19 protein-coding genes are annotated in these 21,915 nt (G+C 45.1%); 11 read left to right on the top strand and 8 right to left on the bottom strand.

The window, feature by feature from the left end:
• Positions 1 to 7 precede the first annotated feature (7 nt).
• The 3 genes from FFR00_RS01400 to FFR00_RS01390 are packed head-to-tail and all read left to right on the top strand — an operon-like array spanning position 8 to position 2,976.
• The gene (locus FFR00_RS01400; RefSeq protein ID WP_137671572.1) at positions 8 to 1,279 is read left to right on the top strand and encodes a CinA family nicotinamide mononucleotide deamidase-related protein; all 1,272 of its coding nucleotides are present in this window, start codon (positions 8 to 10) and stop codon (positions 1,277 to 1,279) included.
• Between the two features lie 54 nt (positions 1,280 to 1,333).
• The gene (gene msrP, locus FFR00_RS01395) at positions 1,334 to 2,341 is read left to right on the top strand and encodes a protein-methionine-sulfoxide reductase catalytic subunit MsrP (RefSeq protein WP_137671571.1); all 1,008 of its coding nucleotides are present in this window, start codon (positions 1,334 to 1,336) and stop codon (positions 2,339 to 2,341) included.
• Between the two features lie 11 nt (positions 2,342 to 2,352).
• Entirely contained in the window at positions 2,353 to 2,976 is a 624-nt protein-coding gene (locus FFR00_RS01390; protein ID WP_137671570.1) for a sulfite oxidase heme-binding subunit YedZ, read from the top strand.
• Here FFR00_RS01390 and FFR00_RS01385 read toward each other — a convergent pair whose 3' ends face one another.
• The 3 genes from FFR00_RS01385 to FFR00_RS01375 all read right to left on the bottom strand — a co-directional run bounded on the left by FFR00_RS01385 (position 2,977) and on the right by FFR00_RS01375 (position 6,486).
• A complete protein-coding gene (locus tag FFR00_RS01385) occupies positions 2,977 to 3,936 on the bottom strand; it encodes a sensor domain-containing diguanylate cyclase (RefSeq protein ID WP_137671569.1) in 960 nt (319 codons plus the stop codon).
• Positions 3,937 to 4,095: 159 nt separating this feature from the next.
• Entirely contained in the window at positions 4,096 to 4,551 is a 456-nt protein-coding gene (gloA, locus tag FFR00_RS01380; RefSeq protein ID WP_137671568.1) for a lactoylglutathione lyase, read from the bottom strand.
• A gap of 57 nt (positions 4,552 to 4,608) precedes the next feature.
• Positions 4,609 to 6,486: a hybrid-cluster NAD(P)-dependent oxidoreductase gene (locus tag FFR00_RS01375; protein ID WP_137671567.1), complete on the bottom strand. Its 1,878-nt coding sequence runs from the start codon at positions 6,484 to 6,486 to the stop codon at positions 4,609 to 4,611.
• A 164-nt stretch (positions 6,487 to 6,650) separates the two neighbouring features.
• Between FFR00_RS01375 and dinB the strand changes: the two genes are divergently transcribed.
• Complete coding sequence (gene dinB, locus FFR00_RS01370; RefSeq protein WP_137671566.1) at positions 6,651 to 7,730, top strand: DNA polymerase IV; 1,080 nt, start codon at positions 6,651 to 6,653, stop codon at positions 7,728 to 7,730.
• A 5-nt stretch (positions 7,731 to 7,735) separates the two neighbouring features.
• Here dinB and FFR00_RS01365 read toward each other — a convergent pair whose 3' ends face one another.
• Both FFR00_RS01365 and FFR00_RS01360 read right to left on the bottom strand, forming a co-directional pair.
• Positions 7,736 to 9,127: an SPFH domain-containing protein gene (locus FFR00_RS01365; protein WP_137671565.1), complete on the bottom strand. Its 1,392-nt coding sequence runs from the start codon at positions 9,125 to 9,127 to the stop codon at positions 7,736 to 7,738.
• 194 nt (positions 9,128 to 9,321) lie between these two features.
• On the bottom strand, positions 9,322 to 10,785 hold the full coding sequence (locus FFR00_RS01360; protein ID WP_137671564.1) for an aminoacyl-histidine dipeptidase: 1,464 nt from the start codon (positions 10,783 to 10,785) through the stop codon (positions 9,322 to 9,324).
• A gap of 403 nt (positions 10,786 to 11,188) precedes the next feature.
• Here FFR00_RS01360 and FFR00_RS01355 point away from each other — a divergent pair, with 403 nt between their 5' ends.
• The 6 genes from FFR00_RS01355 to FFR00_RS01330 all read left to right on the top strand — a co-directional run bounded on the left by FFR00_RS01355 (position 11,189) and on the right by FFR00_RS01330 (position 17,349).
• Positions 11,189 to 12,478 (top strand): NCS2 family permease, encoded by a 1,290-nt coding sequence (locus FFR00_RS01355; protein WP_137671563.1) that lies wholly within the window; start codon positions 11,189 to 11,191, stop codon positions 12,476 to 12,478.
• Between the two features lie 97 nt (positions 12,479 to 12,575).
• Positions 12,576 to 13,805 carry an alpha/beta hydrolase gene (locus FFR00_RS01350; RefSeq protein ID WP_137671562.1) on the top strand — a complete coding sequence of 410 codons (1,230 nt, stop codon included), beginning with the start codon at positions 12,576 to 12,578 and terminating at the stop codon, positions 13,803 to 13,805.
• A gap of 34 nt (positions 13,806 to 13,839) precedes the next feature.
• Positions 13,840 to 14,274, top strand: a complete 435-nt coding sequence (crl, locus tag FFR00_RS01345; RefSeq protein WP_235836131.1) for a sigma factor-binding protein Crl — start codon at positions 13,840 to 13,842, stop codon at positions 14,272 to 14,274.
• 105 nt (positions 14,275 to 14,379) lie between these two features.
• Positions 14,380 to 15,489 (top strand): glutamate 5-kinase, encoded by a 1,110-nt coding sequence (gene proB, locus FFR00_RS01340; RefSeq protein ID WP_137671561.1) that lies wholly within the window; start codon positions 14,380 to 14,382, stop codon positions 15,487 to 15,489.
• A 9-nt stretch (positions 15,490 to 15,498) separates the two neighbouring features.
• Positions 15,499 to 16,752 carry a glutamate-5-semialdehyde dehydrogenase gene (locus FFR00_RS01335; protein WP_137671560.1) on the top strand — a complete coding sequence of 418 codons (1,254 nt, stop codon included), beginning with the start codon at positions 15,499 to 15,501 and terminating at the stop codon, positions 16,750 to 16,752.
• A gap of 69 nt (positions 16,753 to 16,821) precedes the next feature.
• Positions 16,822 to 17,349 (top strand): histidine phosphatase family protein, encoded by a 528-nt coding sequence (locus tag FFR00_RS01330; RefSeq protein ID WP_161985063.1) that lies wholly within the window; start codon positions 16,822 to 16,824, stop codon positions 17,347 to 17,349.
• Between the two features lie 52 nt (positions 17,350 to 17,401).
• On the opposite strand, the gene FFR00_RS01325 is transcribed toward FFR00_RS01330, so the two are convergent.
• The 3 genes from FFR00_RS01325 to FFR00_RS01315 are packed head-to-tail and all read right to left on the bottom strand — an operon-like array spanning position 17,402 to position 19,052.
• On the bottom strand, positions 17,402 to 17,743 hold the full coding sequence (locus FFR00_RS01325) for a hypothetical protein (protein ID WP_137671558.1): 342 nt from the start codon (positions 17,741 to 17,743) through the stop codon (positions 17,402 to 17,404).
• Positions 17,744 to 17,792: 49 nt separating this feature from the next.
• Positions 17,793 to 18,197 (bottom strand): hypothetical protein, encoded by a 405-nt coding sequence (locus FFR00_RS01320; protein ID WP_137671557.1) that lies wholly within the window; start codon positions 18,195 to 18,197, stop codon positions 17,793 to 17,795.
• Positions 18,198 to 18,224: 27 nt separating this feature from the next.
• On the bottom strand, positions 18,225 to 19,052 hold the full coding sequence (locus FFR00_RS01315) for an abortive infection family protein (protein ID WP_137671556.1): 828 nt from the start codon (positions 19,050 to 19,052) through the stop codon (positions 18,225 to 18,227).
• A gap of 447 nt (positions 19,053 to 19,499) precedes the next feature.
• On the opposite strand from FFR00_RS01315, the gene FFR00_RS01310 reads away from it, so the two are divergent.
• Entirely contained in the window at positions 19,500 to 21,914 is a 2,415-nt protein-coding gene (locus FFR00_RS01310; RefSeq protein ID WP_137671555.1) for a glycoside hydrolase family 2 protein, read from the top strand.
• Position 21,915 lies beyond the last annotated feature (1 nt).

The following is a 21,915-nucleotide window of genomic DNA, read 5'->3' as shown; positions in this document are numbered from 1 at the left end:
GCGAACCATGAAGATTGAAATGCTGAGTACTGGCGATGAAGTGCTGCAAGGCGATATTGCTGATACCAACGCCGCGTGGTGCGGCCAAGAGTTAAATGACCTTGGTTTAAGCTTTAGCCGCCGCCAAACGGTCGCAGATAACTTAGACGATATTGTTGATGCCTTAAATCAAGCCGCAGAACGTAGCGATTGGGTATTAGTAAATGGCGGTTTAGGCCCAACTTCAGACGATTTGAGTGCCGATGCTGCAGCCAAACTGGTAGGCAAAGCGCTTACCCTTAATCAACGTTGGTTAGATAAGTTGCAGCAGTGGTATACCGATCAAAATGTCATTATGCCAGAGAGCAACATTAAGCAAGCTATGTTGCCCGCTGGAGCAGAGCTAGTTGATAACCCCATTGGTACCGCCTGTGGTTTTATTGTTGAGCATGCTGGTGCAAAGTTGTTATTTACTCCAGGTGTGCCAAGTGAGTTTAAACGTATGCTAAAAGAGCAGTGGTTTCCTATGCTTAAAGCGGCTGCGCCAAGTGCTCAAGGTGAAGTTAAGCGCTTTTATACTTTTGGTTTGTCTGAGTCTTCTCTTAACGATCGCTTTAATGATCTAGTGTTACCGGAAGGGGCGCGTTTAGGTTATCGCTCATCAAGACCAAGCATTGAAGTAAAGTTGTTTTACCCCCGCCAAGATGAGCAGTTTACTCAGCTTAGCCAGCATATTCGCCAGGAGCTAGCGGAGAACGTATTTACCGAAGACCAAGGTAATTGGGCGCTGCACATACAGCAAATGATGATTGCTCAAGGGAAAAAGTTGGTGCTGGCCGAGTCATGTACTGGTGGCATGCTAGCTGCGGAGTTAATCGCAGTGGCGGGGAGCTCGGCGTATTTAGAGCGTGGCTTTGTTACTTACAGTAATGAAGCTAAGCAGCAGAGCATAGGTGTTGCTAAAGAAACTATTGAGCAATTTGGAGCGGTATCTATCGAAACCAGTCAGGCAATGGCTTTGGGGGCGTTACAACACAGCCATGCCGATATAGCACTTTCCATTACTGGTATTGCCGGCCCAGAGGGTGGCAGTGAGGAAAAACCAGTGGGTACGGTGTGCTTTACTTTAGCCGAAGGCGACTGCTGTATTAGCCAACAGTTACTATTAAGTAATCGAAGTCGCTCTGTTGTACGTATTATGGCTACCGCTGTGGCAATGGACATGTTGCGCCGTTACCTTACGAATTTACCTGTAGCAGGTGACTATCAACACCTAAAGCGGATAGCCAGCAGAAATTAACCCACCACGAAATTTATTCAATACATACGTGGTCTGTTATAAAAAGGAGATGCTATGTGGTTGAAATTTAAGCGTGATTGGGAAGAGTCTGAATCTTCCGTAACCCCCGAGGCGTTGTTTAAACAGCGCCGCAATATTATCAAAGGCTTAGGTGTCGCAGGCGCCAGCAGTTTACTGCCGGTTACCGGCCATGCGGCTTCGTGGTTTGGTAGTGACGACGATGAACCAGCTGCCATTGTGCGTAGAGCCTTACAGAAAACCGATATTGCGCCGCTGCACAATGATGCGCTCACTCCAGAATCCAAAGCCATTAGCCACAATAACTTCTATGAGTTTGGTACCGCTAAAGACGACCCAGCAAAAAACAGTCGCAACTTTAACCCTACACCTTGGTCTATCACCATTGATGGCTTAGTCGAAAAGCCAGTCACTTTAGATCTCGACGATGTGATGGCCAAAATGGCCTTAGAGCAACGGATTTATCGCTTACGCTGTGTTGAAGCCTGGTCGATGGTCATTCCTTGGGTTGGCTTTTCGCTTAGCGACTTATTGAAAATGGCCAAACCTTTGTCTTCGGCCAAGTATGTTGCCTTTGAGACTCTTTACGATCCAGAACAAATGCCCGGGCAAAAAAGCCGCTTTGTCGGTGGCGGTATAGATTACCCTTACGTAGAAGGCTTACGCCTTGATGAAGCAATGAATCCACTCAGCTTTATGGCGGTGGGCATGTATGGCAAAACTCTACCTGCGCAAAATGGTGCGCCGCTGCGTTTAGTTGTGCCTTGGAAATATGGCTTCAAAAGTATTAAATCTATTGTAAGGATCCGCTTTTTAGATAAACAACCACCAACAACCTGGAATCTTTTAGGGCCCAGTGAATACGGCTTTTACGCTAATGTTAATCCTCAGGTTGACCATCCTCGTTGGAGCCAAGCCTCGGAACGACGCATTGATGATGCTGGCTTGCTTGGGCGCAAACGCATCGACACTGAAATGTTTAATGGCTACAGCAAACAGGTAGCCCATATGTACAAAGACATGGATTTGAGTCGTTATTATTAATGGGAGCCGATGTGAATAAGCGCATTAACCAGTATTTAGCCAAGCATCAATGGCAAACGCGGCTCGCTCTGCATGTATTGCTGCTCAGCCCTTTTGCATACTGCGTAGCAGCTGTTCTTAATGAGTGGTGGGGCGGCGACCCTGTACAGGCTATTATTCATTATTTTGCTAACAGCGCGCTAAACATACTGCTGATTACCTTGTGTTTAGCGCCGTTGTCACGGCGTTTTAAATTGCCGAGCTTGTTAGCGTTTAGACGGCTTATTGGATTGTATGTGTTTGCTTATGCCTTGCTGCATTTAGCCGCTTACTTGTTAATAGATCTAGGCTTAGACTGGGGCTTGTTTTGGCAGGAAACGATTAAGCGCCCGTATATTTGGTTAGGCATGCTGGGTTTTGTGGTATTGCTGGCAATGAGTATTACCTCGCTTAAAAAGCTACAGACGGGCTTGGGGCGCCGCTGGCTGCAGTTACACGGCTTTATCTACCCAATTGCTTTACTGGTGGTGATTCACTTTTGGTGGTCACTTAAATCTGGTTGGCTGGAACCGGTGATATATTTAGCGATTATTGGTATTTTGTTTTTTGTGCGTAAAGTGCAAATTCAGCGCTGGTTAAGCAGCTTTGCTAAATAGTTAACTTTTCGCATTCCAAAATGAAAAGTTGCTTTTCCCATTGCGTTTTACTTGGTACATAGCTTGGTCGGCACGGTGAAGTATTTGGCTGAAGTCTTCATTGTGACGATGAAAACTACATACGCCAATGCTTAAGCTCACGGCCACTTCTATATGATTGTATTTAAAGGGCTGATCAAAGCTTTTCAGTAATTGCAGACAAAGCTGTTGCAACTTTTGTGGTTCGCTATAGGGAACGAGTAGGGCGAACTCGTCACCACCAATCCGTCCACACTTCCCGTGAGCAGGACTGTTTTTTTGAATCTGTGCCGCGCAAGCCTTAAGAATATGATCTCCTGCGGTATGGCCATGTTGGTCGTTAATTGGTTTAAATTTGTCTAAATCAATAAACATTAAGGTGCCGCCTTCATCCCCAATGTTTTGGCAGTAGTCATTAAACTGCGCTTCAAAGGCATGGCGGTTTAGCAGGCCAGTTAAGTTATCTTGATGGGCCAGTTTCGATAAACGATGTTGATCCAAGCGCAACTGGGTAACATCGATATGGGTACCAATCACTCTTAGCGGGTGGTTATCGTCATCATATTGTTGAACGGTGCCGCGGTCTTTTATCCAGCGAGTACTGCCGTCTTGGTGAAGCATCCTATATTCAATATTGTACTCATCACTATGGCCATGAATCATCGAGTCAAAGGCTTTTATCGCCAGCTCTTTATCTTCTGGGTGAAGATTAGACTTCCAGTTTTCGTATAGCGCTTCTTGTTTTGTGGCGGATATACCACAAATTTTTCCGTATTCAGAATTGTAAAGGCTCAGCCGTCCACTAGGGATATGTTGCTCCCATAGTACTAAACCACTGTCATTTAAGGTGATATTGAGAAGATTTTTGGTGTCTTGTAACTGGTGGGTCAGTTGACGATTTTTCTCTCTTAATTGAGCGATAATCTTGTCGCTTTCATCCATAAATTCGACTTTACAATAGTTTTACAATTGTAAGCAGCATATCAAAAAATGGTATGTCATTCCCATACAACTTTTGACTGCTCGGTCAAATAAACCAAGTGATTCACTTTTTTTTGGTGTATCACTTGGTTTACATATGGTGTTAGTGTCTGCTGAAAATTACCATGAACCCGTACTAGGCATAGACAACCAAGGTTCTTGTGCAGGCAAAGACTCGCCTTGCTGTAATAGTTCTACTGAAATACCATCAGGCGATACTACAAATGCCATGTGGCCATCACGAGGCGGGCGGTTAATGGTAACGCCGGCATTTTGTAGCTTTTCGCATAAGCCGTAAATATCTTCTACCGATACTGCAATATGACCAAAGTTACGACCGCCGCTGTAGCTTTCTTGATTGCCATTTTCGTCTGGCCAGTTGTAAGTAAGCTCTAGGCAAGGTGCGTCTTCGGCTTTTACGCGGGCTAAGTCTTCATCTGCGGCCAAGTAAATTAAAGAGAAGCGACCTTGTTCGCTCTCGTAGCGACGGGCTTCGGTCATCCCTAACAAGTTGCAATAAAAGTTAAGTGATTCATCGAGGTCTTTTACTCGAACCATGGTGTGAAGAAACTTCATTTTTATCTTCCTATCGTATGTAAACGTTTATAAATTTATGAGTTACTGAATGTCATATTAGTCTTGAGTAATACAAACATCGCTTGTTGGAATACAACTGCAGCTAAGAATAAAGCCCTGTTGTTTTTCATCGTCGGTTAAGCCGCTATCTTCCAATATCTTAACGTCACCACTTTGCAGTTTTACTTTACAGCTTCCACAAAATCCGCCGCGGCAAGAATAGCTTAAGTTTAAACCAGCCTGTTCGGCTTGCTCTAATAAGTTCTGCTGATTATTGCCTTGAACATAAGTATCCCAGCTATCAAACAGAATATTGACAGGTTTGGTCTCCACCTTCTCTGTGAGCTGGTGGCCAAAGCTTTCTTCAAAGTAATCTGACTCGTACACCCCAAGAGCTAGTAGCTGCTCTTTCGCGCTTTGCATAAAGGCTTGTGGGCCACAAACAAACACTGTTCGCTGATCTAAATCAGCAATGTCCATTAACATACCGCGATTTAAGCGGCCTTGGTAACCTTGCCAATTGGCTGGGGCATTCTGAGTAAGGGTGTAGCGAATACTGCAGTGTTTAAAGTTATTGCTGAGCTGGGCTAGCTCCGCTTCGGCAATTAAGTCCTGCTCGCTATGGGCACTGTGTAAAAACACGATGTCTTTTTCGATATTCATGTCACTTAAGTAACGAAGCATCGATAGCATAGGCGTTATGCCACTGCCAGCAGACAGCAATAGCAGCTTTTGGTTGTTACTTTGCTCTAGGTGGAAGTCGCCACTTGGCGCGTGAGTGTTTAAGTGCATACCCGGTTTAAGGTTATCGTGCAGCCAGTTAGACGCTTGGCCGCCGGTCACTCGTTTTACGGTAATGGCTAAGCGATAAGGGCGGCTAGGTGAGCTTGATAAGGTGTAATTACGATGAACAGGCTTGCCGTCGATCTCAAGTTCAAGCCCCATGTATTGGCCGGGTAGGTAAGTAGCTTGTAAATGTTTAGGTGGCTCAAAGACAAAGGTTTTTACATCGTGGGTATCTTGCTGAACTGCAATGCAACTTAGCTTAACCGCCTCACCTTGCTGCCACTGTTGAGCTGAGGGAGTGCTGTTAGCTTGCCGTTTTTCAGAGGTATCTGGATATACCTCTGCTTGGCGCGTTTCTAGTACTTCAATGCTGTCGTACAAGCTGATTTTGCCACTATTTAGAGCCACAACATTTTGCCCAAAATACACATTGCCGCCGTCTCCTTGGCGATATTTGGCGAAGGTAGCAAGCGGCTCTTTATTCGGATGAAATTGACCACTGGCTTGGTCGAGAGTTGTGAATATACAGCGAGAACAAGGGTTTTGTACTTCAAATTCAACTTCACCAATTTTAAAGCGCTTCCAGCCATCTTCGGCAAAAGCCTCGGTATTTTTTACCACAATGTTAGGGCGAAACTGTTCCATACTGTGAATAGCGCTAGAGCGCAAATTGAGATCCTCAAGCGACGCTTCAGAAATCAGTAGCAATGGATAGCCATCGGCAAAAGAAACCTGACTCTCTCGTTGTTTTACTTTGCGCTGAGATTGCTGACCAAAAAACACCAAGTGACAAGGTTCGCCTAAATACTCACTAAACCAAGCATCGTAAGAGCGGTGGCAATGTTGCGCTTGTACGCTGTCTTTCCAAATCATTACCTCACGGTAATCCTCTGAGAACTCGCTATAAACAATATCAAGCGCTGCCATATTAGGTGCGCGCAAATGCAAACCATCGCGATTTAGCGCGCTATGGACTTGTGCCAATTTAGGGTGAGTTCTCGCGGTAATCTGTATGCCGTCTGGCTGGCAAACAACAAATCGGCGGTCAAAAGCTAAACCGTGTTCCTCAACATAAGCATGATTAAGGTGGATACCGGCCGTTGATTTAATGGGATAAACACTCAGTTGGCTTAGTCGTGCATCACTCACAGTTTTACTTCCTTCAGCAAATTGGTTTTTCAATACTACTCAAGCTCTTGCGTTCAAGCCATAGTAATTTGGCTGGTTAGCATGCTAAAAACTGCTCAGTGTTACTTGGTAATTCCGTATATCAGCTTTATACTGTTTGCATATACAGTTATGAGTGCGGCATATTGACAACACCAGCTTCAATTCAGCGTAAGATTATCCATGTAGACATGGATTGTTTTTATGCGGCTGTGGAAATGCGTGACCAGCCAGAGTTAGCCAATGTGCCTCTGGCTGTTGGTGGCATGCGTAGTGGTCGAGGGGTATTAACCACCTGCAATTACATTGCTCGCCAATATGGCATTCGCTCGGCGATGCCAACTCATAAGGCTATGCAGCTTTGTCCTGATTTAGTGCTAGTGCCGCCACGTATGGCCGCCTATCAAGACGCCAGCCAACAAGTGCAGGCAATTTTTCATGATTATGCTGACGCAATAGAGCCATTATCTCTCGATGAAGCCTACCTAGACGTAACCAGTAGCCAAGCCTGCCGTGGTTCAGCCACCTTAATTGCCGAGCAAATTAGGCAAGATATCTTTGATAAAACCGGTTTAACTGCTTCGGCAGGGGTCGCTCCTGTGAAATTTCTTGCCAAAATTGCTTCAGACTTAAACAAACCCAATGGTTTATTTGTGATTAAACCTGAGCAAGTAAGCGAATTTATTGAAACCTTAGCCCTAGAAAAAATTTCTGGTGTAGGCAAAGTGAGCATTGAAAAACTGCATCACCAAGGGCTTTACACGGGGGGAGATATTCGTCGTGCCGAGCGAGATAAACTAAAACAAATTTTTGGCAAGTTTGGTGAGATGTTATGGATGCGTTGCCAAGGCGTGGACGAGCGGGCGGTCAGTAACGACCGGCAACGTAAATCAGTAGCGGTGGAGCGTACCTTTGCGCAAGACGAAGGTGACCAAGGTATTTTGGTGGAACGTTTAATGGCTTTGCTGCCAGAGTTAAAACGCCGCAGTGAAAAGCACCTTAAACAAGCCAAAATGAATAAATTAGGCGTAAAGGTGAAATTCGCTGATTTTCAGCAAACCACCAAAGAGCAGCAATGCCAACAGATTGATGAAACAACCTTATTGGAGTTGTTTAACGAAGCGCTAGCAAGAGGTAAGGGCAAAGCCGTACGATTGATTGGTTTGCATATTGGTCTAGCGCCAGAGCAGCAAAACCAGTCACCGCAACTGATTTTGCCGTTTTAGTTCTGTTATTTAGTGATCTCGCGGTCGTAACTTAATCGCTTAGCGGCATCTAGTGTCAGCATTTGCATAAAGGCACGAGTTTCTGCATCGCTGCCTGATGGTGTGCCTGAATTACCCCCTGCACCAAATACGTTGGTGGGCACATTACGTTTAGCAAAAGCATCAGCCCAAAGCGCTTGAATTTTCACTTCTGCTTCCAGCTTTTGCGCCAAGGCGTTATCGGCTTCTAAAATCACTCGTTTTTGGTACGCTTCAGCTTCGGCCAATGTTTGCTGGGTTTCGGCTTCAATACGCGCTTTTTCTAAATTGATTTCAGCGGTTTCTTTAGAAATTTTCGCTTGAGCTTTTAATTTTTCAGCATTGGTAATCGCTAACTGCTTATCAGTTTGTGCTTCAGTGGTTTTTTGTATTTGCTCTACTTTCGCTTTGGCCTGACGTTCGGCAACTTCACGCTCACCGCGAGCAATGGCTAACAAACGTTGCTCTTCCTCTTGAACACGTTGCTCTCTGGCGATTGCTCGGTCGGCTGATGCCTTTTGTTTTAATTGCATACGCTCGATAAATTTAGCATTAGGGCGCATATCGGTGATGAGAGCAGATACTACGGTTACCCCAAAATCGGTGAACCGTTGTGATTTACGTAAAGGTAGTCCGTCTTCCCCAAGTACTTTATTTACCACAAAAACGGTTTTGCTATTATCGCCATACTCATCTTGGTCGGTACCTAAAGCGGCATTAGCACTGCCTGTTGATTGTTTAGAATGAATGATAATTTCTTCTCGTTTAACCAATAAAATACCGCTGTTCATTTGGTTTTCAAATTCAGAGTTGAATTCGGTGCGTCCGCCTGCGTAATACTCCTCAGCTGCCATTAAAGACGCGTTGGCTTGCAAGGTTTCTTTAAATGCAGGAATGAGGGCGGTGCGTAGCAAGTTTTCTGGTGATCTAAACTCGTGGGCTAGGTGGAGAAAAGATTCATGATCTGAAGGGATTGAAAAGCGCACTGTCGCTTCAGCATGGGCATCAACTTGGTCCAAAAACATGATGCTCATTGGTGGCAAGCTAGCTGAAGAATTGTCAGAATCTTTTTCGGCTCGAATTGAGTTGGTAGATGAACCCGATAAGGCCTGAACCGTCATGGCTCTTTTCCATGAATTATATCGACCAAAAGGATAAAACTTATAGCCGACCTCGGTTACTACCGCTTCGTTACCGGTTACTGTTCTTACGTGATAAATGTAACCTGGCTCAGCGTAGAAAAATGAGTTACTTAAGGTGTAAATGAGTCCCGCAATCATCACTAATACAGCCACAAATTTAACGTTAAATTTGAAACCACTGCTTAGCTTATTGATTTTATCCAAACTTAGCTTTTTATCTAAGGTGTCTTCACTCATTACTAGATCCTTCTAATTGTTTTATATCGATATTTAATGGCGCAGGATACTAGCACAAGTTGATTAATGCTTGATGGAAATATCATTAAAATAGAGAAGTAGTTTAGAAAATAGCGAGAGGGGCTAGTTGATTTGAAAATGTAACGAGTAATTAAGATACCAAGCTGACAGGATGCCAGCTTGGTGGGTATTGCTTATGCTTTTACGGGAACGTTTTTCAATACGGCTACCAGTAGTTGCCAGTACTTTTCTACAGCGGCAATTTCTACTTTTTCGTCTGGGCTATGTGGGAACTTGATGGTTGGCCCAAAAGACGCCATATCCCATTCAGGGTAAGCACTTTTAAATAAGCCACACTCTAGTCCTGCGTGAATCACCATTACATTCGGGCATTTGCCAAACAGTTCTTGGTAACTGTCTTGAATGAGAGTTTTCATTACCGAGTCAGTTTCTGGCTTCCAACCTGGATAAGCACCAGAGAATGAAACGGTAGCTGAAGTAAGGCTGAACAAAGAGGCTAGGCTGGCTTCTACTTGTAAACGGCTAGAGTCAATTAGCGAGCGAACCAATACTTTAATATCGATGCTGTCTGCGCTTTGGCTAATTACACCAAGGTTAAGTGATGTTTCTACCACGCCTTCAACTGCTTGGCTCATGCTAACAACGCCGTTGCTACAAGCATTTAAGCTGGCAACAATTTGCTGAGAAAGCTCGCCAGTCAAGCTTTGGCTTGGCGTATCAATGGCGGCTGCGGTGATCTCTAAGTCAGTTTCTACTGCACCAAATTCACCGACAATGTCGTCGATTTGGCTAGCAATAAACTGCGCTAAAACGGCCTGTTGTTCAGCTTTATAAACCAGCTTAGTGCTAGCTTCGCGTGGAATAGCGTTACGTAAACTACCGCCTTGAATATTGCACAATACAGGTTCAAAACCTTGCTGTTGCATGGCAGCTACAATGCGAACTAGTAGTTTATTAGCATTGGCTCGGCCGGTATCGATATCACAGCCAGAGTGACCACCTTTTAAGCCTGTAACACTTAACTCAATCGCTAGTTGTTGGGTGTTGGTAGCTTGATATTCGCTAGCAAAGCTAATGCTGGTATCGCCGCCACCCGCACAACCCATGTACACTTCGCCTTCTTGCTCAGAGTCGGTGTTAATTAGCAGCTTGCCTTCTAATACACCCGCCTGTAGGCCAAAAGCGCCGGTCATGCCTGCTTCTTCATCAATGGTAAATAGCGCTTCAATTGGGCCATGCTCAATGTCGTTGCTGGTAAGTACCGCTAAAATTGACGAACCACCGATGCCGTTGTCAGCGCCTAAAGTGGTACCTTCTGCGGTAACCCAGTCGCCATCAATGTAGGGGCGAATAGGATCTTTAGTGAAGTCGTGTTGGGTATCGTTGTTCGCTTGCGGCACCATATCTAAATGGGCTTGTAGAATCACACCTTGGCGATTCTCCATGCCAGCGGTAGCAGGCTTTTTAATGATCACATTACCAACAGCATCTTGAAAATGTTCAAGCTGATGCTCGCTAGCTAAACCTGTCACCCAATCGATCATGGCTTGTTCATGCTTAGAAGGGTGAGGAATAGAACACATGGTTTCAAAATGCTGCCACAAGGCCTGTGGTTTTAGCGAAGATAGTGTAGACACAAAGTCACCTTAAAATCTGTATTTGTAGAATGAATGAGACTGTAGCAGCTCAATTCTATGAATATAAGCCTGTATTAAGCTATTTAGCTGGAATAATTGTTTATAAACAAGTTCTGATTCAGTAGAGCATTAAATTCGCCTTGATGGTTAGCATGATAATCACTATCAAAAAAGTCCTAACGCTGGCAGATAATCCAAATAAATGTGCTGCTCTAGCGGATATTAACGCTGTGAGTTGGTGATTTTAGGTTTTTTTGCTGATCTAGCGCAGGTTGGCTTCATCATCCAGTAGCATCTTACTTAGGCCACGAATATAATGCCTCGCGATTTCCGCTGTTAGCTTTAATGGAATGCCTAACAACGGCCAACTAAACCACTGTCTGTCCAAGGAACATACACTGCTATGTTAGAGAAACTATTTAAATTGAAAGCGCATGGCACTGATGTGCGCACAGAAGTCATTGCGGGTTTAACCACCTTCTTGACCATGGCCTACATCATTTTTGTAAACCCTAGCATGCTGGCTGCCACAGGGATGGATCAAGGCGCAGTATTTGTTGCGACTTGTTTAGCTGCAGCGGTTGGTTGTTTCATTATGGGCCTTTATGCCAACTATCCTATCGCTCAAGCGCCGGGTATGGGCTTAAACGCATTCTTCACTTATGGCGTAGTGCTTGGCATGGGTCATAGCTGGCAAGTAGCGCTAGGTGCGGTATTCTTATCGGGTGTTATTTTCATTTGCTTGAGCTTGTTTAAAGTTCGTGAGTGGATTATCAACTCAATTCCGCAAACATTACGTGTAGGTATTGCTGCAGGTATTGGTTTGTTCCTTGGTTTTATCGCCCTTAAAAATGCTGGCATTGTGGTAGACAACCCCGCTACGTTGGTGAGCTTAGGTCACGAGAACCCACATCAGATGATTCTAGCGGCATTAGGTTTCTTCCTGATTATTGGTCTTGAGTACCGCAAAGTTAAAGGCGGCGTGCTTATTTCTATTTTGGCGATTACGGTATTGTCGATTGTATTGGGTTACACCCAATATGGCGGTATTGTTTCTATGCCACCTAATCCAGCTCCTACCTTTATGCAGCTAGATATTATGGGCGCTTTAGATGTGACCATGATCAGTGTTATTTTTGCTTTCTTGTTTGTTGATTTATTCGACACTGCAGGCACCTTAACTGCGGTTGCTCAGCGCGGTAAATTACTGGATGAAAACGGCAATTTACCAAATCTTAGAAAAGCACTGTTAGCTGACTCTAGTGCCACTATTGCAGGCTCTATGTTGGGTACATCTAGCACCACTTCTTACGTTGAAAGTGGCGCGGGTGTAGAAGTGGGCGGCCGTACTGGTCTTACTGCTGTAGTGGTTGGCGTGCTATTTATCTTAGCGCTATTGTTCTCGCCATTGGCTGGAATGATCCCTGCCTACGCGACCGCTGGTGCCTTGTTCTACGTATGTACTTTAATGCTGTCGGGCCTTATCAACGTAGATTGGACCGACTTAACCGAAGCCGCTCCGGCTGCGATTGTGGCTATTTTAATGCCGCTGTCGTTCTCTATTGCCGACGGTATCGCAATTGGTTTTATCTCTTACGCCGCGATTAAGCTGTTAGCCGGTCGCCATAAAGAAGTACCGTTAAGCGTTTGGGTACTGGCTGTAGTATTTGTTCTTAAGTTTGCTTTTTTCTAAAGCTGACTAAAACCTTATAACAAACAAGGTCGTCACAATGTGGCGACCTTTTTTTATGGTATATTTTATTTATTAATAAGACTGCGAGTAAGTTGTTGTGAAGGAAAATCTATCCGAAGTATTGTTTAAGCCACGTATTAATGTGGTAGAAACCTCCACTGTTTCAAACTCTAATGCGGCTCAATCAACCGCTATAGGCCAAGAAGAAGGCAGAAACTGGTATCGCTTGTTACGCCGAGAATACTGGGCATGGTTAGGCTTAGATCCCATTGAAACCGAGCGTTTGTTTGCCAGTATCGCCATGTGCGACAAACCACGTACCAGCGAGCTGTTAGACACCATTGGCGGTTACCAACCGGGTAACTGGAATTATGAGTGGATGCAACGTGCGGTAGGGCATCAAGTTAAGGCTAAACAAGCCGCTGAAGAAGGTGAACAACAGCAGGCCTACAGTGAGTTTTTGCAAGCCAGCTACAGCGCCACTGTAGCGGCTTATCCGCATTTTAAAGGGGACGATTTAGCTACCTCTGCACATGCGCTTGCTCATAGTAATTTTGTGTCTGCTATGGAGCACAGCCAGTATCAATGCAAAATTATAAATGTGCCTATTGAAGGCAAACAAGTGCCTTGTTATTTGCATTTACCAGACACTGATTCGGTAAAACCGGTGGTGTTAGTGAGCGGCGGCTTAGATACCATTCAAACCGAGTTGTATCCGTTTTTTGAGCGATTCTTAGCACCAGCTGGCATTGCCATGCTGTGTATCGATTTGCCAGGTGCAGGGCATTGCTCTCACTGGAAATTGCAACAAGACAGCAGCAAGATCCACTTAGCCGTGCTAGACCACCTCCCTGAAGTGCCATGGGTTGACCATGCCCGGGTTGCCATGTTGGGTTATCGATTTGCTGGCAACGTAGCAGCACGTTTGGCATTTATCGCTTCCCAACGTTTGCGCGCAGTAGTGACGGTGGGTGCACCAGTAGACCGATTGTTTACCGATATTCAGCGTTTCCAAAACTTGCCACAAATGTATCAAGACTGTTTAGCCAATCGCAGCGGGAGCAACGCAGGCAATACCGAAAGCTTGTTTTATCGTTGCTTACCCTTGTCCCTCAAAACCCAAGGCATTTTAGGTGGGCCACGCACCAAGCTGCCTATGTTTGTGGTGGGGCGTAAGAATGATGCAATTAGCCCGCAAACCGATATCTCTTTGTTAAATATGGCTTCATCTCATTGTGAAGTTGAAATGCTAAAAGAGGTGGATTCACTAGAAAATTACAACCAAATCTTCACAAAGGTCACGCATTGGCTACAAAAGCAATTGTGATTTCAGTTAATTGTGGTCATTATGGTGATACAAAATGTTGTTGAACAACCATCACTGTGGAGAGATTAAGCGCATGGAAGTGACTTGGCCAAGCCATGGAAAGTTGACCTCGAGATTTACCGCTATGGGGCCGTACTTTCGCAAGGAACATAGTAGTAAAGAACAGTACTTTTTTGATTGCCTAGCCTCTTGTGTTAGTGACAAACCAGCAGCAGAAGAACGCGAGTTTTTTGGCTGGTGGCTAGAGCTACGTGTGAGCGAAGACAATTTTGAATATCATTACTGGTTCGGACTATACGACAAGCAGGGCGAGTGGCAAGAATGCGCCATTCCAGCAAAACACCAAAAAGAAGTTCAAGACTCTTTAGACGTGTTTTACCAAAAGCTGCTAGTAACCCTACAAAAGTTAGAACTTAGCGTTAGCGCTGCTCCCTCGTTATCCCCCAATTTGGCTCTCCCGGCAGCTTAAGCCGAAGAGTTCCGCAAAAAAATGGCGCACAGAGTCTGTGCGTCTTATTAATATCAGGTAGAATACTCGCTTTGCGTTTTAGCCGAGTTGGAATAGTTAACAAGCATGTTGAAGCAAACCATTGTAGTTAAGTTAGGCACCAGTGTGCTTACTGGAGGCACCTCTAAACTTGATCGCGCCCATATGATCGAATTGGTGCGACAGTGCGCATTGTTGCGTAAAGCGGGTCATCAGCTAATTGTGGTCTCTTCAGGCGCCATTGCGGCCGGGCGTGAACACCTTTCGCTCACGCACAATAACATTGCGCCCACTATTGCCAACAAGCAAATGCTGGCAGCGGTAGGCCAGAGTAGATTAATTCAAACCTGGGAAAGCCTGTTTGGTATTTACGATATGCATGTTGGGCAAATGCTACTCACGCGAGCAGATTTAGAAGATCACGAACGCTTTCTCAACGCTAAAGATATGCTCAAAGCGTTGTTAAAGCACGGTATTGTGCCAATCATTAATGAAAATGATGCAGTAGCAACGGCTGAAATTAAGGTTGGTGACAATGATAATTTGTCGGCGCTAGCCGCTATTTTGGGTGAAGCGAACAAGCTACTACTGTTAACCGACCAACCCGGTTTATATACCGCGGATCCTCGCAACAACTCTGATGCTAAATTGATTGAAGTAGTACCGGAAATTAGCGCGTCTATTATTGCCTTAGCAGGTGGCAGTGTGGGGGGCTTAGGAACTGGTGGTATGGCGACCAAGTTACAAGCCGCTGAAGTGGCTGGCAGAGCAGGGGTTGAAGTGATTATAGCTGCGGGCCATGCTGAAAATGTGATTACGCGTTTAGTCGAAGGGGAAAGTGTGGGTACACGTTTCCCTACTTCCAATACCTCTCTCGAAAATCGCAAACAGTGGATTTTGGCCGGTTTTCCACCAGAAGGTGAGTTGGTATTGGATGATGGTGCTTGTAAGGCCATTATGGACTGTGGTTCAAGCTTGTTACCAAAAGGCATCACCGCTATTCGAGGCAAGTTTAGTCGCGGAGATGTAGTGCGTATTGTCGATAGCAAAGGTTTAGAAGTTGCTCGCGGTGTTTGTCGCTACCAAGCCAAAGCGATGGACTTAATAAAGGGCTTACATTCAGAGAAAATTGAAGAAACCCTGGGGTATGGCTACGGGCCTGTTGCTGTTCACCGTGACGATTTAGTATTGAAATAGGAATTCCAAATGAGTTTACAAACACTAGGGCAACAAGCCAAACAAGCTAGCTTTGATTTAGCAACCTTAAGTACTAGCCAAAAAAATGCAGCGCTAGCGGCCATTGCCGATCAGTTAGAAGCTCAACAAGAGCGCATTCTGGCGGCTAATAAAATTGATTTAGATGCAGCTCGTCAATCGGGTTTATCTGAAGCTTTACTCGATCGCTTAATGCTAAGCAGCGAACGCTTAGCGGGCATTGCTGGCGACGTGCGTAACGTTATTTCACTTAACGACCCTATCGGCAGCGAGATGGATTGCCGCGTATTAGAAAATGGCCTGCGTTTATCACGACGCCGTGTGCCATTAGGCGTAGTAGGGGTCATTTATGAAGCACGCCCTAACGTAACCATTGATATTGCCGCTTTATGTTTAAAAACCGGCAACGCCAGTATTTTGCGCGGTGGTAAAGAAACCTTCCATTCAAACATGGCGCTTGTGTCGGTCATTCAATCAGCCTTAGAGCAAACAGGTTTGCCAGCGGCAGCAGTGCAATACATTGAAAAACCAGATCGCGAGCTAGTAGGCGAATTGCTGCGCTTAGACGATTACGTGGATATGATTATTCCGCGTGGCGGCGCGGGTTTGCATAAAATGTGTCAAGAGAACAGCACCATACCGGTGATTATTGGCGGCTTTGGCATTAGCCATATCTATGTAGATAACTCAGTGGATTTGGCTGCTGCTCTTAATGTTATAGAGAATTCAAAAGTTCAGCGTCCTTCTGCCTGTAATGCACTAGACAGCCTATTGGTGGACCAAAATGTTGCCGCAGAGTTATTGCCAATGTTAGCCGAGTGCATGAACAATTCATCGGTTAAATTAGTGGCTACCGAAAACGCCATGGCGGGTTTAGCCAATGCTAAAGACTTACAAGCAGCGGGCGAAGGTGACTTTGATACAGAATGGCTAAGCTACACCTTGGGTGTAAAAGTGGTTGCCGATGTAGAAGAAGCAATTGCTCACATGCGTACGCATAATGCGAGCCATTCAGACGCAATTTTGTCGAATAACTTAAACTCGGTAGAACGTTTTGTGAATGCTGCTGGTTCTGCCGCTGTTTACGTTAATGCTTCAACCCGTTTCACCGATGGCGCGCAATTTGGCTTAGGTGCCGAAGTGGCAGTATCTACCCAAAAGCTGCATGCTCGCGGCCCAATGGGCTTAGAGGAGTTAACCTCTTACAAGTGGATCGGTATTGGCGACATGTTAGCTCGCCCTTAAGTTTTTATTCACTTATGCTAAAAGCCTGCTTTGCAGGCTTTTTTGTTTTTGGGATGCAGGAGTATGCGTATGTCTCGCCAACTTTGGTTAATTCGCCATGCTAAATCTAGTTGGGACGATCCAAATTTAGGTGATAGACAACGCCCCTTAGCGGAGCGCGGCCACAAGGCCGCAAAGCTTATGGCAAGTCACTACGCTAGCCAGTTTTCTCAGCTTGAATTAGTACATTGCTCACCAGCACTGCGAGCCCAACAAACCTGCGAATATTGGTTAGCACAGCGCAGCCAATACCTCAAAGGCAGTGAATTAGAGGTCGACCTTCAAATCACTTGTGAAAACAGCCTATATACATTTCGCTGGGCAGATTTGCTGGTACATATTCAAAGCTTACCTAAGCAAATAAACAAAATTGCGCTAGTAGGGCACAACCCTGCCTTTGAAGACCTCGTTAACTACTTAACGGGTGAAGATTTAATTAAGTTTCCTACCGCTAGCCTGGCGGTAATTGAGGCTGAGTTAGATTGGCAAAATTGGAGTGAGGAGAGCGCCGATTTATGTTTGTTTGATACACCGAAGAAGTTGGCTACAAGGTTATAGGTTTGTGAGTACCGAATTCGGCTTGTGCAAGTGGGTTTACTAAGTGGGTTTACTAAGTGCAATCGAAGGCTTGATAAAGCTCCATATCAAAGGGCTGTCGCCAAACGTCATTTATAACAATGTAATTTGGATACAACGCAGCTTTAAAGTTTTCTGAGCGAAGTATTTTTTGTGGGAGGTAAGTGGCAGGTGCTTTGTTCCAAGTTCTCTCGTTGCTGGAAAACCAAGATTTGAGTTGATTATATTCACCGCTACCTAACTGAATTAGGCATTCTGCCGTTTGTCGTCCATTTTTGTGAATACTTAGATTTAGGTTTTCACTGGGGATGTTCAAGCTTTCTGCGTCTCGGCATGAGACTAAAAGAAGCCACAATGGAAGCAAAGTGCGTTTCATTTTCCTAACTTCCTCTAGTCCACGAAATCCGTCCGCGTGAGTTGGTTTGTTATGCGCTGCGGGTGAGGTTAAAACGGATGACATCGTTGTGAACACCATAAACCATTGCCAAACCTTCTGCGTCATTAAAGTGATAGCGCATCCATCCATTGTCCTGACGCATATCCCAATTACTCAGGTCGCCGTACCTTTGGAGATACAAATCTACTTTCTTGGACTTTCCTTTTGACCATAGGCGGCCGATTGGGTCATTGTACCAAACACCAATTACAATACCCTCTTTCTCGTAAATGGCCACGTCGAACTCTGGCGAATCAACTCGAAACGAATGCCCATTGTCATTGCGAGTTTCAACGGGTTCCCCAAACTCTCGGAGAACAGATAACCCTCTCTCCAGCGAAATACCTAGCTCGATGTGGGGTGAATACAGTTTTCTAGGCCAGAAGATGTTCATGATTCCATTGCCGCGTTTGTTAGCATGTCACTTGGCACTTTTCTCATCCCAAGTCTCTAATACAAATAGTGCTAAGGTATGTGCGGAATGAATAGCCAGCCGGGCATGCCTTGGCTTTAGCTTATACAGTTTACGACCCTCTCCGTGAGCCGAACTAGCGTGAGTTCTGAAAGCTCCGATACCGTCCACAACAGATAGAATACCGCTTAACACCTTCTTTAAGTCATCGTCTTGTACAAGACTGGGGTCAAATCCTAGATTAGCGCGAACTACCTTCCATACGTTCTGTAAGTCCTGCTTCTGGGGCATATCCAAGTGCTCATCTGAAATATAAGTCTTAAATATAGATTCTAGGATGTTGCATGCGGCGGATACTGCCTCTCTAGGCTCGGAATTGACTTTAGATAATGCTCTATTGAACTCAGTGTCAATTGCGGGAATATCTCTACCTTTAATGAGCTCAGCTAGTGACCTACTAGGTGCTGAGCTTCCATCAGATACATAACCACCCGACATGTAAGTTAAATGGCAACGGCTTAAGATTGATTCTAATTTTTCTTTAAATTCCTTTTTGGGGTTTTCGAATGTGTTCCCAAAGAGTGTGCTTTCACTTTCATCCTGCTCAGGGATTTCCATATAGCACTCAATTAGTTTTCCGAGTGCAATCAGTGGATTTTCTGATTTTTTATTAATTCTACGTAGCCATGCTTGAGTCTTAACCGGTTTAGACCCTTCCGGAGGATCACCGGGAGCGTCAGCGTGAAGAAACAAATTGTCCAATCCTGCGTGGGTTTCAATAACTGGCAAATGATCCGCTAACACTGCAATAACCGGAGCTGGGATTTCCTTTCTCATACTTAATTGATTCCTAACATTAAGATGCTTTTAATTGTTGGCTAAAATGTGGAACCAACCTTTACGAATCCGACTTGATTGCCTGGCTATATGTTTTAAGCGATGCTTAATGATATTCCAATTCAGCCATTTGATTAAAGCTAGATTATCACCTTTATTAAGCTACATCAGCCACCTACCTATAAAAACTAAAATTATCAGCAATAAATAATGCAAGCCTTTGGGAAAGGACAAGTTAGGTTCCGGGAAGTACAGGTAAGGGCTAGAGCAAATTGGTTCTGGGCATACGCAGCTTATAAATTTCCCTCCTTTCTCTTGAAACTCCGTCAGCCAACACCAATAATTTTTGATGCTTCCCACAAAGCATTTTTATCTAAGTTGTCGCCCTTATACGCTATGCGTAGGCTGCTTAATAAAGCAAAGCGGTATCGCTCAGTAAGGGGCTAAATGACTCGTCTAAACCTAAGCCAAAATTGGCGGTTAACTTCTCCTGATTATCCTGAGATTGATGTCGCCTGCCAAATCCCTGGTGATAATCATTCAGCCTTGCTAAATGCAGGCTTGATACCAGATCCTTACTCGAAATGTAACGAGCAAGATGTGCAGTGGGTGGGGCAAGCTGATTGGCAACTGAGTACTGAGTTTGAGCTGAGTGATGAACAGCTAAATCATGATTTTATTGAGCTGGCCTTAAGCCGAGTAGATACGGTGGCCAAGGTTTACTTAAATGACCAACTGCTGGCCAGTTGCGACAACATGTTTCGCTTATGGCGCTTTAACATAAAGCCCTATGTTAAAGCTGGGTCTAATAAGCTTCGGGTGTATTTCCATCGCGCCGATGTTGCCGCCAAGCAACGCGCTGACACCCTGCCTTTTGTTGTGCCTTCGTCCATGAGCAATAACCAAATCCCCTATATGAACAGTTTGCGTAAAAGCCAATGCCACGCCGGTTGGGATTGGGGTATTTGTTTAATGGTGAGCGGTATTTATGACCCGGTGCAAATTAAGCTGGCCAATCAAGCGAGATTGTTAAGTACCCAAGTAGAGCAGCACTGGCAAGGGCAAGCTGTTGAGTTGGTGATTACCATAAAGCATGACCTTGATTGCTTGCAGCCTATTCACCTTAGCTTTGACGACCAACATGTAGAGGTTATCCCAGAGCTAGATAGCCAGACCAGCGTGGCGAGCATTCATTTAGACAACCCAAAGTTGTGGTGGCCAGCAGGTTACGGCGAGCAGCCCTTATATACGCTGCAAGTGAGTTTGGCTGAACTGCGCATTGAGAAAAAAATTGGCTTGCGAAGTTTGGCGTTAGAGACTCAAAAAGATCAACATGGTGCTGCCATGACCTTTATTGTTAACGGTTGCCCCATTACTGCCAAAGGCGCTAACTGGATCCCGCTTGATGCGATGCCATCGAGGCACACAGCAGAGCGTTATCGCCAGCTATTAACTGATGCTAAAGCCGCCAATATGAATATGCTGCGGGTATGGGGCGGTGGCCAGTACGAGGCTGATGAGTTTTATCAGCTGTGTGACGAATTGGGCTTAATGGTATGGCAAGACATGATGTTTGCCTGTTCATTGTATCCCTCTACCGGTGACTTTGTGGCCAATGTGCAGCTTGAGTTAGCCGACCAAATTCAACGTTTACGTGACCATAGCTGTATTGTGCTGTGGTGTGGTGACAATGAAGTGATTGGTGCCATTAATTGGTACCCCGAATCTAAAGCCAATCGCGAACGTTATGTGGTGAATTACGACAGGCTTAATCGCGCCATTCAGCAGGTAGCAGAGCAACATGATGCTAGCCGGGTATTTTGGCCTAGTTCGCCTTGTAATGGCGCTTTATATTACGGCGATGCCTGGCATGATGATAGCCAAGGCGATATGCACTTTTGGGATGTATGGCATTCGGGTAAGTCCTTTGCGGCGTATCAAAAAATTAAACCACGTTTTTGTTCAGAGTTTGGTTATCAATCTTGGCCATCCTTGGCCGAGGTAAAAACCTTTGTGGAGCCTGAAGACTGGAACGTAACTTCACCCACCTTTGAGAATCATCAAAAGAATCCAAGCGGTAATAGCATTATTACTGAGATGTTTACTCGGCTGTTTCGCTTTCCTGCCTCTTTTGAACAGATGTTGTATTTAAGCCAAGTGCAACAAGCCTTGGCGATTAAAACAGCCTGTGATTTTTGGCGAGCTAATAGCCCCCAATGTAGAGGCATGCTGTATTGGCAGCTTAATGATAATTGGCCGGTAAGCTCGTGGTCGAGCATTGAATATAGCGGCCGCTGGAAGCAACTGCATTATCACGCAAAACGCTTCTTCGCCCCGCAATACCTAAGCTTTGTAGAAAGTGATAAGGCTTTAGAATTACGCCTTATTAACGATAGCGTGAGTGCGAGTTTACTAGATTGCCAATTGCAGTTTGTTAGCTGGCAAGGGGATCTAGGCTTTAGTAGGGCGCTAGAGCTTAATATAGCTGCCGATGCTAACGATGTGGTTTGGACGATGCCTTTGGCTGAGCTTGAGAAACAGTGCACTCAAGGCTTTTACATTGTGCAATGGCGCTCAAACGGAGACGAACTGCAAAACACTTGGGTGGGCGAAGCCTACAAAAGCTTAGCGATAGCCAAAGCAGAAGTGAGTGTTCAGCTTGATGAGGCAAACCAACGCATTACTTTAAGCACTAACAAACCTGCTTTTTTTGTGCATTTAGAAAGCGACGCAAGCGGACGCTTTTCTGATTCAAGTTTTACTTTGCTGCCACAGCAACCAATAAGCCTTAACTATATGGGTGATGAGTTTGAGCGCATGGCGGCTAGCTTGAGGGTGTATCACCTAGCAGATAGCTATTAGC

It is taken from the genome of Agarivorans sp. Toyoura001 (assembly GCF_005405585.1).
GTDB lineage: Bacteria > Pseudomonadota > Gammaproteobacteria > Enterobacterales > Celerinatantimonadaceae > Agarivorans.
Note: the sequence above shows the minus strand (reverse complement) of the source record. Positions and strands in the feature narration are given on the sequence as shown.

Bases quoted from the DNA above. Each gene is read 5' to 3' on its own strand.
- FFR00_RS01335 (WP_137671560.1), top strand. From the start codon at position 15,499: ATGAGTTTACAAACACTAGGGCAACAAGCCAAACAAGCTAGCTTTGAT.
- FFR00_RS01355 (WP_137671563.1), top strand. From the start codon at position 11,189: ATGTTAGAGAAACTATTTAAATTGAAAGCGCATGGCACTGATGTGCGC.
- FFR00_RS01315 (WP_137671556.1), bottom strand. From the start codon at position 19,052: ATGAGAAAGGAAATCCCAGCTCCGGTTATTGCAGTGTTAGCGGATCAT.
- FFR00_RS01385 (WP_137671569.1), bottom strand. From the start codon at position 3,936: ATGGATGAAAGCGACAAGATTATCGCTCAATTAAGAGAGAAAAATCGT.
- gloA (WP_137671568.1), bottom strand. From the start codon at position 4,551: ATGAAGTTTCTTCACACCATGGTTCGAGTAAAAGACCTCGATGAATCA.
- crl (WP_235836131.1), top strand. From the start codon at position 13,840: ATGTTGTTGAACAACCATCACTGTGGAGAGATTAAGCGCATGGAAGTG.
- FFR00_RS01400 (WP_137671572.1), top strand. From the start codon at position 8: ATGAAGATTGAAATGCTGAGTACTGGCGATGAAGTGCTGCAAGGCGAT.
- FFR00_RS01365 (WP_137671565.1), bottom strand. From the start codon at position 9,127: ATGAGTGAAGACACCTTAGATAAAAAGCTAAGTTTGGATAAAATCAAT.
- FFR00_RS01320 (WP_137671557.1), bottom strand. From the start codon at position 18,197: ATGAACATCTTCTGGCCTAGAAAACTGTATTCACCCCACATCGAGCTA.
- msrP (WP_137671571.1), top strand. From the start codon at position 1,334: ATGTGGTTGAAATTTAAGCGTGATTGGGAAGAGTCTGAATCTTCCGTA.
- FFR00_RS01325 (WP_137671558.1), bottom strand. From the start codon at position 17,743: ATGAAACGCACTTTGCTTCCATTGTGGCTTCTTTTAGTCTCATGCCGA.
- FFR00_RS01330 (WP_161985063.1), top strand. From the start codon at position 16,822: ATGTCTCGCCAACTTTGGTTAATTCGCCATGCTAAATCTAGTTGGGAC.
- FFR00_RS01310 (WP_137671555.1), top strand. From the start codon at position 19,500: ATGACTCGTCTAAACCTAAGCCAAAATTGGCGGTTAACTTCTCCTGAT.
- proB (WP_137671561.1), top strand. From the start codon at position 14,380: ATGTTGAAGCAAACCATTGTAGTTAAGTTAGGCACCAGTGTGCTTACT.